This window comes from Cellulomonas sp. C5510, from assembly GCF_019797765.1.
In the GTDB taxonomy this organism is placed as follows: Bacteria; Actinomycetota; Actinomycetes; order Actinomycetales; family Cellulomonadaceae; genus Cellulomonas.
The window spans coordinates 3,865,647-3,879,266 of the sequence record NZ_CP081862.1 but is presented as its reverse complement, the minus strand read 5'-3'; the positions used below and the strand labels follow the sequence as shown (position 1 = coordinate 3,879,266).

Below are 13,620 nucleotides of genomic sequence, written 5' to 3'. Positions count from 1 at the left end.
GCTCCGGCCCGCATGACGCTGCTCCCCGCCCTGCCGACCGGGACCGCCCCCGACCGTGCCGGTGTCGCGCCGCCCCCCGGCCGGCACCTGCTCGTGCTGCCGGACGGCGTGGCGACCGACGAGGTCGAGGTGCTGGCCGCCAGCCGGTTCCCGGCGGCCCGCTGGGAGCGCCCGCCGCGCATCCCGTCGGGCCGCCGCTCGACGGGCGCGACCCGGGCGCCGACCGTCTCCGCCACGCCCGGCGTCCTCCGGGTGGGACGGCTCTCGACGCTGACCGGGCCGTACGCCCTCGAACCGGCGCGCGTCGCCGCCTGGGGTCTGCCCACGGACAGCCGCGTGGCGTGGGTGGTCGACTGCCCGCGTGAACGCCAGGAGGGGCCCAGGTTCGGCGGCGACCGCGACGGCTTGCGGCGGGCGTTCGGCGCCGCGGGGCCCGTCCGCGAGGAGCTGCGGGTGGTGCAGTGGCTGGTGGCCGCGGCGCGCCGGCTCGGCGGCGCGTTGCGCGTCGACTCCGGGGTCGTGCTGGAACCGGACATGGACGCCGCGCTCGACCTGGTCGTGCTGACCGACCGGTGGGTCGAGCCGGCCACGGTCCTGGCCGCGGCGCGCCGCGTCGCCCCGCAGGCCCGGCTCGACGGCGCCGGCGCGGCGACCGGCCCCGGGGCCGGCCCCGACGTCCCGCGGCCCTCGCCGCAGGAGACGGGCGCCGTGCTCGTCGCCCGCGACCAGGTCGGTGCGGGCGTCGCGGACGAGGCCGAGCGGCGCCGCCTGCACGCCGAGGCGGACGCGTTCGACGCGTGGATGCGCGCGCACCCGCCCGCCGCCGAGGCGTTCGGGCTGCAGGTGGACCTCGGCGTGGACGGCATCGTCGCGGTCGAGGTCTCGGCGGAGCGGGACGTGCCCGTCGTGCTGGCCGGGCTGCCGTGGGCGCAGGGCGAGGTGGTGGCGTACCGGGTCCGCTGGGAGGCGCCGGACGTGGAGCAGCTCGAGGCCGAGCGGCCGTCGCTCGCGCACCGCGTGGCCCGCGGGCGGGCGGCGCGGGTGGTGCGCTCCGTGGCGCGGGAGGTCCACGCCGACGTCGGCGGGGAGATCGCGGACCAGGCCGGGTTCCTGGTGGACCCGGTCGACCTGTAGGGCCCGCCCCCGCTCCTGTTGCGGGCCTCCCGGGGCCGTCCGACGATGGCTGCAGGTCGACGCCCGCCGCCCCCGGGGCGGCGGGCGTCGGCGTACCCGGACCCGCAGCCGCACGGAGGGCAGGACGCGAGATGGCCGACCAGTACACGTTCCAGGACCCGATCGCCCAGTACCGGATGCCCGCGCCGCCCGCGCAGAGCCAGGACGGTCCCGGGCTCGACGCGGACCTGCGGCCGCAGGCCGACCACGGTGAGGACACCTACCGCGGCACGGGCCGCCTGGCGGGCCGCAAGGCCGTGGTCACCGGCGGGGACTCCGGCATCGGCCGCGCCGTGGCGATCGCGTTCGCGCGGGAGGGCGCGGACCTGGTGCTGTCCTACCTGCCGGAGGAGCAGGAGGACGCCGAGCACGTCGCCGCCGTGGCACGTGAGGCCGGCCGGACCGTCGTGCTCGCGCCCGGCGACGTCGCCGACGAGGCGTACAGCCGGTCGCTGGTGCGGACCGCGCTCGAGGAGCTCGGGGGGTTGGACGTCCTCGCCGTGATCGCGGGACGGCAGCAGCACGTCGAGGACCTCGCGGACCTGACGTCCGAGTCGTTCGACCAGACGTTCCGGACCAACGTCCACGCGCTGTTCTGGCTGGTGCAGGAAGCGGTGCCGCACCTGCCGCGCGGCGCGAGCATCATCACCACGTCGTCGATCCAGGCGTACGAGCCGTCGCCGATCCTCGTGGACTACGCGACCACCAAGGCCGCGATCAACACGATGTCGAAGGCGCTGGCGCAGCAGCTCGCGCCGCGGGGCATCCGCGTCAACGTCGTCGCGCCCGGGCCGATCTGGACGCCGCTGCAGACCGCCGGCGGCCAGCCGCCCGAGGCGCTGCCGGACTTCGGGTCGCAGACGCCGTTCGGACGGGCGGGGCAGCCGGCCGAGCTCGCGCCGGCGTACGTGTTCCTGGCCTCCCCGGAGTCGGGTTACGTGAGCGGCGAGACGCTCAACGTCAACGGCGGGATGCCGACGCCGTGACGCGGCGCGAGGGGCGCGCGTGACGGAGCAGCAGGGCCTGGAGAACCTCGACGGCGACGCGGGTCACGCGACCGCGGGGTCCGGGCACGCGGCCGCCGAGCGGCTGCGGGCCCCGACCCCGCGCACCGGCGGGTACGTGGACCTGCGCGCGTACGCCGCGCTCGGCGACGGGCGGACGGTCGCGCTGGTGGCCGACGACGGCCGGGTGGACTGGTTCCCCGTGCCCGACCTGGACACGCCGCCCGTGTTCGCGGCGCTGCTCGACGCGGAGGGCGGCGGGTCGTTCGAGCTCGCGCCGGCCGTGCCCTACCGCCTGCGCCGGCAGTACGTGGTCGGCACGAACGTGCTCGAGACGACGTACGTGACGGACGGCGGCTCGGTGCGTGTCACCGAGGCGATGAACACCGGAGTCGCCGGACGGCTGCCGTGGAGCGAGCTCGCGCGGCGGGTCGACGGCCTCTCCGGGGCGGTCCCGATGGCGTGGCGCATCGCGCCGGGCACCGTGCTCGGCACCGCGTCGCCGTGGGTCCAGGACACCGTGCACGGGCCCGTCCTGCGCGACGACGGCGTCACGCTCGCTGTCCGGACGCTCGGCGCGACGACGGTCGTCGCCGAGGACCAGGCCTGCTCCGGGGCGTTCACGTCGACCGCCGGGTCCCGGCACCTCGTCGCGGTGGCCGGCACCGAGCGCGAGCCCGTGCCCGTGCCCGACCCCGAGGACGTCGACCGGGGCCTCGACCGCACGATCGAGAACTGGCGGGCCTGGACGCGGGAGTTCCACTACGACGGACCGTGGGGCAAGGCAGCGCAGCGCAGCGCGCTGGCGCTCAAGCTGCTGCTGCACGAACCCACGGGGGCGATCGCCGCCGCGGGCACCACGTCGCTGCCCGAGAGCCGGGCCGGTGGCAAGAACTGGGACTACCGGTACGCCTGGGTGCGCGACGCCGCGTACACGCTCGACGCGTGGATCGGCTTCGGGCTGCGCGAGGAAGTGCACGCGGCGATCTCCTGGGTGCTGCGCACGCTGCGCCGGCACGGCACCCGGGTGTTCTTCACCCTGGACGGCGACCTGCCGCCCGGGCGCGTGACCCGGGACGTGCCGGGCTGGCGCGGCATCGGACCGGTGGTCGCGGGGAACCGCGCCGACGGTCAGCTGCAGCTCGGGGTGTACGGCGACCTGCTCGCGGTGGTGCGCGGCTACGTCGACGCGGGCAACCTGCTGGACGCCGACACCGGCCGGATGCTCGCCGCCGTGGCCGACGAGGCGGCGGACGCCTGGCACCGGCCCGACGCCGGCATGTGGGAGCTGCCGGAGGAGCAGCACTACACGTCCTCGAAGCTCGGCTGCTGGCAGGCGCTGCGCTGCGCCGTGCACCTCGCGGACCTCGGACAGATCCCCGGGGACGCCGACCGCTGGCGGTCGGAGGCCGAACGCATCCGCGTGTGGGTCGAGGACCGGTGCTGGTCGCCGGCGCGCGGGGCGTACGTGATGCACCCCGGATCGGACGCGCTCGACGCGTCGGTGCTGCTCCACGCCCGCAGCGGGTTCGACACCGGGGAGCGCATGAGCAGCACGGTCGACGCGCTGCGCGCCGAGCTGGGCTCCGGGCCGCTGCTGCACCGCTGCTCCGGCGCGGCCGAGGAGGAGGGGGCGTTCGTGGCGTGCGCGTTCTGGGGCGTGGCCGCGCTGGCGCTCGTGGGCCGCACCGACGAGGCGCGCGACTGGATGGACGAGCTACTCGCCCTCGCGAACGACGTCGGCGTCTGGCCGGAGATGGTCGAGGCCCGCACCGGCGACTTCCTGGGCAACGTCCCGCAGGCGCTCAGCCACCTCGCGCTCGTGCAGGCGGCGCTGACGCTCGCGCCGGCGCTCGGGCACGCGGACGGTTGAGCCGACGGCTGACCGGTACCGACCGGCACGGATCACCGCCGACCACCCACGACCACCGCCGACCATCCACGACCACCACGACCGTCACCGCGGGTCCCGTCCGGTTCCGCGGAGCACACCGAGGAGGACCCCATGGACCTGGGCATCACCGACCGCATCGCGCTCGTCACGGGCGGGGACTCCGGCATCGGGCTGGCGACCGCCCGTCTGCTGCTGGCCGAGGGCGTGCGCGTCGTGCTCACCGACCAGGTCCCGGACCGGCTGGCCGCGGCGACCGCGGAGCTCGGGGCCGGCGAGGACCGGCTCCTGCCCGTCGTCGCCGACCTCACCGTGCCCGACGACGTGACCGGGCTGCTCGACCGGGCACGCGCCGCGTTCGGCGACCCGGAGATCCTCGTGCACTCGGCCGGGGTGACCGGCGCGCAGGGCCCGTTCCACGAGATCGACGACGCCGGCTGGGCGCGGACGCTCGAGGTGGACCTCCTCGCCGCGGTGCGCGTCGTCCGGGCGGTGCTCGGCGGCATGCGCGCGGCGGGACGGGGGCGCATCGTGCTGCTCGCGTCGGAGGACGGCGTGCAGCCCTACGTCGACGAGCTGCCGTACTGCGCGTCGAAGGCGGCGGTGCTCTCGCTCGCGAAGGGGCTGTCCAAGGCGTACGGGGCCGAGGGCGTGCTCGTGAACGCGGTGTCGCCGGCGTTCATCGCGACCCCGATGACCGACGCGATGATGGACGCGCGCGCGGAGCAGCGGGGCACGGACCGCGCGGAGGCGATCGCGTCGTTCCTCGAGGAGGAGCGACCCGGGATGGTGAGCGGCCGCCGGGGCGAGCCCGAGGAGGTCGCGGCGGTGATCGGGTTCCTGGTGTCGGAGCGCGCGAGCTTCGTCACGGGGTCGAACTACCGTGTGGACGCGGGCTCCGTCGCGACGATCTGAGGCGCGCTCGACCCGGCGCGGGGGGTCGGGCTCAGGGAGCCGCGCCGGGGTCGACGTCCCGCCTGCTGCTGCGCCGGGTCGGGGGCGTGACGTCCGGGGTCGCCGCGTCGTCGACGGGGGCGAGCACGATGGTGTCGTCCGGGTCGGTCGTGGGCTCCGTGACAGCGGTGTCGCCCGAGTCGTCCGCCTCTCCCGTGCCGGGCGAGCCTCCGGCGTCCTGCGCGCCCGCCTCGGCGGGGGGCGGCGTCAGCTGGATCGCCGTGGTGGCCGCGGCGGTCGCGTCGACCCCGCCACGACGCCCGCTGGCCCGGCGGGCGCCGTCGCGGGCGGGCACGAGCCGGGCGACGGTGCGCCCGTCGCGGACCAGGGCGATCTCGTCGCCCTGCTCGGCGGCGGCGACCAGGTCGGGCAGGCGCGCAGCGGCCTCGTCCACGTGCACACCGTCGGCGGTGCCCGTCGCTGCGTGGTCCCCGGCGGTGCCGGCCCCGGCGGTCCCCGCGGTCGTCCGCGCGGTGCCGGTGGTGCGGGCCCGGTCACGCGTCCGGGTGATCGCCTTCATGGCCTCGACCAGCAGGAACACGATGATCGCGAACCCGAGGGTCAGGCCCCACTCGCGCAGGTTGATCGGCGCCGAGTCGAACCACGCGTTCATGAACGGCACGTACGTGAACACGAGCTGGAGGACCAGCAGCGCGCCGGTCGCGATCCACACCACCGGGTTGCCGCGCAGCACCCGCGTCGTGATGCTCGACTCGCCCAGGAACCGGCAGTTGAACAGGTAGGCGAGCTGTCCGAGGGCGAGCATCGTGACGGCCGTGGTCTGGGCCACGTCCGTCGCCGTGCCACGCGCCCGCTCGATGCTGAACACCGCGAGCGTGGCCCCGCCGATGAGCAGCGACGCCACCACGACGTGACGCAAGGCGTCGCGGGAGATCACGGACCCGCCGGGCTTGCGCGGCGGCCGCGCCATGACACCCGGCTCCGCGGGCTCGTACGCCAGGGCGAGCGACAGGGTCACGGCGGTGACGAGGTTGACCCACAGGATCTGCACGGGGGCGAGCGGCAGGGCGAGACCGAACAGCACGGCCACGAGGATCACGAGCGACTGCGCGCCGTTGGTGGGCAGCAGGAAGACGACGGACTTGCGGATGTTGTCGTAGATCCGCCGCCCCTCCTCCACGGCCCGCTCGATGGACGCGAAGTTGTCGTCCGCGAGGACGATCTCGGCGGCCTCCTTGGTGGCCTCCGTGCCCTTGATGCCCATCGCGATGCCGACGTCCGCGCGGGTGAGTGCCGGGGCGTCGTTGACGCCGTCGCCGGTCATGGCGACGACCTCCCCGTGCGACTGGAGCGCGCGCACGATGCGGATCTTGTGCTCCGGGCTGGTGCGCGCGTAGACGTCGACGTCGCGCACGCAGGTGCGCAGCTGCTCCTGCGTCATGGCCTCGAGGTCGGCACCGGTGAGCGCGCGGACGTCACCGTCGGCGGCCACGATCCCGAGCTCGCGGGCGATGGCGGTCGCGGTGCCCACGTGGTCGCCGGTGATCATCTTGACCCGGATGCCGGCGCGGTGGCAGTCCGCGATCGCCTGCACGGCCTCGGGACGCGGCGGGTCGACGATGCCGAGGACCCCGAGGAACACGAGGCCGTCCTCGACGTCCTCGGGGCTCAGCGTGTCGGCGTCGTCGGCGGCGGGGCGCTCGGCGGCGGCCAGCGTCCGCAGGCCCTGGCCCCCGATCCGGTCGATGACGGCCTCCCACCGCTCCCGGTCCAGCGGCTCCGGGGCGCCGTCCGCCCCGCGCTGGTGGGTGCACCGGTCGAGCAGCCGGTCGGGCGCGCCGACGACGCGCACCCGCCGTCCGGTGCCGGGCACCTCGTCGAGCGTGGCCATGAACTTCGTCGCGGACTCGAACGGCAGCACGGCGTGCCGTCGCACCTCCGACACGTCCGCGCCCGCCTTGAGCGCGAGCGTCGCGACCGCCCCCTCGGTCGGCTGCCCGACGACGCGCCACCCGTTGCCCTCGGGGACCACTCGCGCGTCGTTGCAGGCGGCCGCGGCGGTCAGCAGCGCCCGCAGGTCGTCGTGCGAGTCGAGGGGCGCCGGTCGGCCGTCGAGCGTCACGCGGCCCTCCGGGGCGTACCCCAGGCCCTCCACGTCGTAGGTCGCCACGGCGGTGACGACCGTCCGGGCGGTCATCTCGTTCTTCGTCAGGGTGCCGGTCTTGTCCGAGCAGATCGTCGTGACCGAGCCGAGCGCCTCCACCGCGGTCAGCTTGCGGGTGATGGCGTTGCGCCGTGCCATCTGCTGCACGCCGAGCGCGAGCGTCACCGTCACCAGCGCCGGGAGGCCCTCGGGGACGGCGGCGACCGCGAAGCCGATGGCCGCCGAGACCAGGTCGGGCAGGTCGAAGTCGTGGATCACGCGCCCGATGACGAGCATGAGCGCGGCCATGCCGAGGATCCCCAGCGAGAGCGTCTTGCCGAACGCCGCGAGCTGGCGGGACAGCGGGGTGTCGAGGTGGTCGACCTCCGCGATCATCGACTGGATGCGGCCGATCTCCGTGCCCGCGCCCGTCGCGGTGACGACACCGGTGCCGGTCCCGACGGCGACGATCGTCCCGGAGTACAGCATCGAGGCGCGGTCACCGAGCCCGGCGTCCGCGCCGACCGGCGTGACGTCCTTGGCGGCGGGTACCGACTCACCGGTGAGCGCGGCCTCCTCCACCTGCAGGTTCGTCGCCTCGAGGAGCCGCAGGTCAGCGGGCACGCGGTCCCCGGAACGGACCCGGACGACGTCGCCCGGCACGAGCGTCTCCGCGTCGACGACCTGCCACTCGCCGTCGCGGCGTGCCTGCGCGTCGAGCGACAGCATGGTGCGGATGCCGTCGAGCGCCCGCTCGGCCTGGCCCTCCTGGAGGAAGCCCACGGCGGCGTTGATGACCGCGACCGCCAGGATGACGCTGAAGTCGATCCAGTCGCCGAGGATCGCCTTGAGGACGGCCGACGCCAGCAGGATGTAGATGAGGATGTCGTCGAAGTGTCCGAGCAGCCGCCGCAGGGCGCTCGGCCGTGGCGGCGTGGGCAGCCGGTTCGGGCCCCGCTCCGCCAGCCGGCGTCCCGCCTCCGCGCCGCCGAGACCGTCGGGAGTCGCGTCGAGACCGGCGAGGACCGCGTCCGCGGGCTCGGCGTAGGGCCGCGGCGTCGCCGCCCCGTCGGTGGGCGAGGGTGAGGGCGTCGCGGGTGCGGAGGTCGTCATGTCACCACCTGGTCGTCGGCGTCCACGCCATCGTGGCACGCCTCCCCGGCAGGATCGAGCCCCCGCCCCGGGCCTGGGGACGACGCCTCGCACGTCGCGCACGCGTCTCGCACGCGGGTCCCCGGCGGCCGTGGGACGGGGGTCCCACGACGTCGCGCGGGGGCCCCGGGTGAGTCGTCCCGTGAGGTTTTACGTGCCGTTCACCCCCAGGGGGTGCGCCGCTCGCGGTGCACCCGCAGACTGCTGCCCCGGGACCACGACGAGGGGGCGACGATGGACATGACCTCGCAGGACCAGCAGACCGCCGACGGCCAGCGCGACGAGATCGCGTGGACGTCGGTGAGCAACCCACGGCGCGTGCGGATCTGACGCGACCACCGCGGGACCCCGTGGCCGCCAGGTCGCGGGGTCCTCGTGCGTCCGGGCACCGCGGCGGGACGCCGCAGCACGCCGTCAGCGCGAGCGCAGCCGGCCGATCACCTCGCGGGCGTCCGCGAGCGCCGAGTCGTCCTTCACGCCCGTGACGGCGTGGTGGTACATCCCGTCGCCGATGAGCTCGACGACGTGCGCGAGGGCCGGGTCCTCCAGCTCCTCGACGAGGGCGTCGTACCAGGCTGCGCGCATGCGGTCCAGCACCGACGACGCGTCGCCGTCGGACTCCTCCGCGAGCCGGATCGCGGCGACGAGCGCCCGGTCCAGCGGGCCGCCGGACTCCGTGGAGCTGCGCAGGTAGTACTCGACCGGCCCCTCGGGCGCGGCGCGCATCGCCTCGACGTCGGCGTCCCCGAGCGCGGCCAGGCGCTCGCGCTGACCCTGGACGAGGGCCGCCTTGCTGGGGAAGTGGTAGAGCAGCCCGCCCTTGGAGACGCCCGCGGCCGCGGCGACGGCGTCGAGCGTGGCGGCGCGGGCGCCGTGCTCGATGAGCAGGCCCTCGAAGGCGTCGAGCAGCCGGTCGCGGGTGGCGGACATGGCGACGACCGTACCGGTCTCGACGACTGTACCGTCCGGACGGTACAGTCGTCGGGTCCGCTCACCGAACGAGGTCTCTGCCATGTCTGCCCCGGCCCCCACCGGCCACCCCGCCACCAGCCCCGCGACCGGCCCCACCGCGGCCGCGGCCGTCCTGCTGCACCGAGGCCAGCCGGTCCGGCCCTGGGGCGTGCTCGCGGTCCTCATGCTGCCCGTCCTGCTGATCTCCGTGGACAACACCGTGCTGTCGTTCGCGCTGCCCTCGATCACCGCCGCGCTCGGCGCGTCCGGGTCGCAGCTGCTGTGGATCGTGGACGCCTACCCGCTGATGCTCGCCGGCCTGCTCGTGCCCATGGGCTCCCTGGGGGACCGCATCGGCCGGCGACGGCTGCTGCTCGTCGGGGCGACCGGCTTCGCCGTGGTCTCCCTGCTGGCGGCGTGGTCGACCTCCCCGCAGGTGCTGATCGCGTCGCGCGCGCTGCTCGGCGTGTTCGGGGCGACGCTGATGCCGTCCACGCTGTCGCTCATCAGGAACGTCTTCCTGGACCGGTCGCAGCGTCGTCTCGCCATCGCGGTGTGGGCGTCCGGGTTCGCCGGTGGAGCGGCGTTGGGCCCGGTCGTCGGCGGGGTGCTGCTCACGCACTTCTGGTGGGGCTCGGTGTTCCTGCTGAACGTGCCGGTGCTGCTGCTCCTGCTGCCGTTGGCGCTGCTGCTGGTGCCGGAGTCGAAGGACCCGGCGCCCGGGCCGCTCGACCCGTGGAGCATCGTGCTGTCGCTCGCCACGATGCTGCCGCTGGTGCACGCGATCATCGCGGTCGGGGAGCACGGGGTCACAGGCGGCACCGTCGCGGGTGTGCTCGTCGGCCTCGCGGCGGGCGCGGCGTTCGTCCGCCGTCAGCGCCGGCTCGCGGCACCCATGCTCGACGTCCGCCTGTTCGCCCGGCCGACGTTCTCCGGCGCGGTCGCGGCCAACCTGCTGTCCGTGCTCGGGTTCTCCGGGCTGCTCGTCGTCGTGTCGCAGTTCCTGCAGCTCGCCGCGGGCCTGAGCCCGATGGACGCCGGGCTCGTGCTGGTGCCGGGTCTCGCTGCGTCCGTGGCCGCCGGCCTCCTGGCGGTCCGCCTGGTGCGGCACGTGCGTCCGGGGACGCTGATCGGGTCGTCGTTCCTGCTCGCCGCCGCCGGGTACGGCGTGCTGACCCTCGTCGGGGACGTGCCGACCCCGGTCACCGTCGGCGTGACCTTCGTGATCATGGGGACCGGCGTCGGGCTCGCGGAGACCCTCACGAACGACCAGATCACGACGGTGGTCCCACCGGAGAAGGCCGGGGCGGCGTCCGCGATCTCGGAGACCGCCTACGAGCTCGGCACCACCCTCGGCGTGGCCCTGCTCGGCTCGCTGCTCAACGCGACCTACCGGGCCCGTGTCGCCGTTCCCGACGGCCTGACGGCGGACCAGGCGCACGCCGCCGGGGAGACGCTCGGCGGCGCGGTCGGCGTGGCGGAGGGGCTCGGCCCGGACGCGGCCGGCGCGCTGCTGGAGTCCGCCCGGCTGGCGTTCGACGCGGGCACGCAGCACGCCGCCGCCGTCGGGGCGCTCGTGGCGGTGGCCGCCGCCGTGGTCTCGTTCGTGGCGCTGCGCCGCGCGACGGCCCTCTGACGCACCCGACGCGCTCCGGCGGGCTCCCTCGGAGGCTCCCAACGGTGAGGGAGGGGTGCGCGCGGGATCGGAGGTCTCCGCGGACACCTCCGATGGCGCGCGGGGGTCTCCGAGAGCGTTCGGAGCCTCCGACGGTGGCGCGGGCTGGCCCGGGAGGGCGAGCGTGCGGGGCGCTCGGAGCGGCGGCGGGGGCGGCGGGCGGCGTCAGGGCGTGCGCGGCCGGACCTCATGGTGTGCGTTCGGAGGCTCCCAACGGCGAGGGAGGGGTGCGCGCGGGATCGGAGGTCTCCGCGGACACCTCCGATCCCGCGCGGGGGTCTCCGTCAGCGTTCGGAGCCTCCGACGGTGCCGGCGCGGACGCGGTCGAGCAGCAGCAGCGCGATGTCGGTGACCTCCGGGACGCCGACCGCGGCGCGGTCGAGGCGCGTGGCGCTCGCCGCACCTGCGCCCGAGGGCGCTGCGGACGCCGCCGGGGCGGACCCGGCCGGGGCGGTCCCCGCCGGGGCGGACGCCGCCGGGGCGGCCGCCGCCGCGACCCCGTCCGTCAGCATCACGGTGCAGTACGGGCACGCCGTCGCGATGACGTCCGCCCCGGTGGCGACGGCCTCGGCTGCCCGGGCGGTGCCGATGCGGGTGCCGATCGACTCCTCCATCCACATGCGCGCCCCGCCGGCGCCGCAGCAGAACGAGCGCTCGCGGGTCCTCGGCATCTCGACGGCCTCGACGCCCGGCAGCGCGGCCAGCAGCTCGCGCGGCGGCTCGTAGACGTCGTTGTGCCGGCCGAGGTAGCAGGGGTCGTGGTAGGTGACGCGCTGCGGGCCGTCACCCGGGTCGACCGGGGTGAGGCGGCCCTCGGCGACCAGCCGGTCGAGCAGCTCGGTGTGGTGCACGACGTCGTAGTGCCCGCCGAGCTGCGGGTACTCCCGGGACAGGGTGTTGAAGCAGTGGGCGCACGTGACGACGACGGCGCGCGCCCCGGCGGCGGCGAGCGTCTCGACGTTCGCGGAGGCGAGCATCTGGTAGAGCACCTCGTTGCCGGCGCGGCGTGCGGGGTCGCCCGTGCAGCCCTCGCCGTCGCCGAGCACGGCGAACGTCACGCCGGCGGTGTGCAGCAGCTCCGCCACGGCGCGGGTGGTGCGACGCGCCTTCTCCTCGTACGCCCCGGCGCAGCCGACCCAGAACAGGTAGTCGACCTCAGCCGCCGACTCGACGTCCGCGCCGACCACGGGCACGTCGAACGGCAGGTCCTTCGCCCAGTCCAGCCGCTGGCGCGCGGGCAGCCCCCACGGGTTCCCCCGGCGCTCCATCTTGGTGAACGTCCCGCCGAGCTCGGCGGGGAACGCCGACTCCATGAGCGTCTGGTAGCGGCGGATGTCGACGATCGTGTCGACGTGCTCGATGTCGACGGGGCACTGCTGCACGCACGCCCCGCAGGTGGTGCACGCCCACAGGGCGTCCGCGTCGATGACGCCGGAGGCGACGAGGTCGACGTCCACGTGGCCGGGCTCGACGTCGGTGCCGGCGCGGGCCGCCCGCAGGTACGGGGCGGTGGCGGCGGCGTGGTCCCGCAGGGCGAGCGTCAGGAGCTTGGGGGACAGCGGCTTGCCGGTCGCCCACGCGGGGCACTGCTCCTGGCAGCGGCCGCACTCGGTGCAGGTCGTGACGTCGAGCAGCTGCTTCCAGGTGAGGTCCTCGACGGCGCGCGCGCCGAGGCGGGCGTCGTCCGGCAGGTCCTCGAGGGCGGCGACGTCGAGCTCGCGCCCGTCGACGCGGACCGGGTCGAGCGGGCCGAGCGCGACGTCCCCGTCGGGGGAGCGCCGCGCGTACACGTTGACGACGGCGAGGAACCGGTGCCACGCGACCCCCATCGTGGGCTGCAGACCCACGACGACGAACCACGCCATGGAGACGAGGATCTTGACGGTCGCGCAGACCACGACGGCGGACTCGAGCGTCGCGGTCGGGACCCCGGCCCACAGGTCGCCGATCCACCCCGTGGTGGGGAAGTGCCAGGCGCTCGCCAGGGCCGAGCCGTCGCGCGCGGCGAGCTCGTGCTCGAGGCCGCGCAGCAGCAGCACGGCCAGCATGACCAGCAGCACGGTGGCCTCGACCACGGCGGCCTGCCCGGTGTGGGAGCCGAAGAACCGGGACCGCCGCGCCGGCTCGGTGGGTGCGGGCCCGCTGCCGTCGCCGACGCCCGCCCCGGCGGCCGCGACGGCCCGCGCGGGCGTCGCCGGGGCGCCGCGCGGCGTGGTGCGGACGCGGGCGGCGACCAGGGCGAGGATCCCCGCGAGCGACAGCCACGCGATGCCCTCGGTGAGCCACGACCAGGGCGCGAACCCGCCGAGCACCGGCAGCACGAAGCCCGGGTCCACCACCTGCACGTACCCGGTGACGAGCGTGAGGAACAGGACCGGGAACGACACCATCACCGACCAGTGGGCGACGCGCACCACCGGTCGGTGCTGGAACCGCCCGTGGCCGATCATCTCCCGCACGACCAGCCAGGTCCGCCGCCCGGCGGGACGCAGCCTCCCCGGCGCGGGGCGGCCCGAGCGGATCGTGCGCGTGAGCCGGACGGCGCCGCGGGCGAAGACCGCGACGCCCACGACGGTGGCCGCGAGCACCACGACGAGGCAGGTCACCCGGAGCGCGTCCACGCGCACACGCTAGCCGCACGGTCCCGTGACCCGTCCGGACCCGAGGTCCCCCCGGGAGTGTGGCGTCCTGCACATCCGCGGCGGTGCGTGGTGAC

General features: G+C 75.8%; 7 protein-coding genes and 1 pseudogene. 5 read left to right on the top strand and 3 right to left on the bottom strand.

The window, feature by feature from the left end:
- Nucleotides 1-12 precede the first annotated feature (12 nt).
- The 4 genes from K5O09_RS17715 (at nucleotide 13) to K5O09_RS17700 (ending at nucleotide 4,983) form a co-directional block, all read left to right on the top strand.
- On the top strand, nucleotides 13-1,134 hold the full coding sequence (locus K5O09_RS17715) for a hypothetical protein (RefSeq protein ID WP_255595851.1): 1,122 nt from the start codon (nucleotides 13-15) through the stop codon (nucleotides 1,132-1,134).
- 131 nt (nucleotides 1,135-1,265) lie between these two features.
- Nucleotides 1,266-2,159, top strand: coding sequence for an SDR family oxidoreductase (locus K5O09_RS17710; RefSeq protein ID WP_222170765.1), 894 nt, complete (start codon nucleotides 1,266-1,268; stop codon nucleotides 2,157-2,159).
- A 136-nt stretch (nucleotides 2,160-2,295) separates the two neighbouring features.
- Nucleotides 2,296-4,050 (top strand): glycoside hydrolase family 15 protein, encoded by a 1,755-nt coding sequence (locus tag K5O09_RS17705; protein WP_255596414.1) that lies wholly within the window; start codon nucleotides 2,296-2,298, stop codon nucleotides 4,048-4,050.
- A gap of 132 nt (nucleotides 4,051-4,182) precedes the next feature.
- Complete coding sequence (locus tag K5O09_RS17700) at nucleotides 4,183-4,983, top strand: SDR family NAD(P)-dependent oxidoreductase (protein ID WP_222170763.1); 801 nt, start codon at nucleotides 4,183-4,185, stop codon at nucleotides 4,981-4,983.
- Nucleotides 4,984-5,524: 541 nt separating this feature from the next.
- On the opposite strand, the pseudogene K5O09_RS17695 reads toward K5O09_RS17700, so the two are convergent.
- Both K5O09_RS17695 and K5O09_RS17690 read right to left on the bottom strand, forming a co-directional pair.
- Nucleotides 5,525-8,239: pseudogene (locus K5O09_RS17695) on the bottom strand (cation-translocating P-type ATPase); the annotation flags it as partial.
- Between the two features lie 453 nt (nucleotides 8,240-8,692).
- The gene (locus K5O09_RS17690; protein ID WP_255595850.1) at nucleotides 8,693-9,208 is read right to left on the bottom strand and encodes a TetR/AcrR family transcriptional regulator; all 516 of its coding nucleotides are present in this window, start codon (nucleotides 9,206-9,208) and stop codon (nucleotides 8,693-8,695) included.
- Nucleotides 9,209-9,290: 82 nt separating this feature from the next.
- Between K5O09_RS17690 and K5O09_RS17685 the strand changes: the two genes are divergently transcribed.
- Nucleotides 9,291-10,865: an MFS transporter gene (locus K5O09_RS17685; protein ID WP_222170761.1), complete on the top strand. Its 1,575-nt coding sequence runs from the start codon at nucleotides 9,291-9,293 to the stop codon at nucleotides 10,863-10,865.
- 323 nt (nucleotides 10,866-11,188) lie between these two features.
- Here the strand turns inward: K5O09_RS17685 and K5O09_RS17680 are convergent, their stop codons facing one another.
- Nucleotides 11,189-13,525, bottom strand: coding sequence for a (Fe-S)-binding protein (locus tag K5O09_RS17680; protein WP_222170760.1), 2,337 nt, complete (start codon nucleotides 13,523-13,525; stop codon nucleotides 11,189-11,191).
- Nucleotides 13,526-13,620 lie beyond the last annotated feature (95 nt).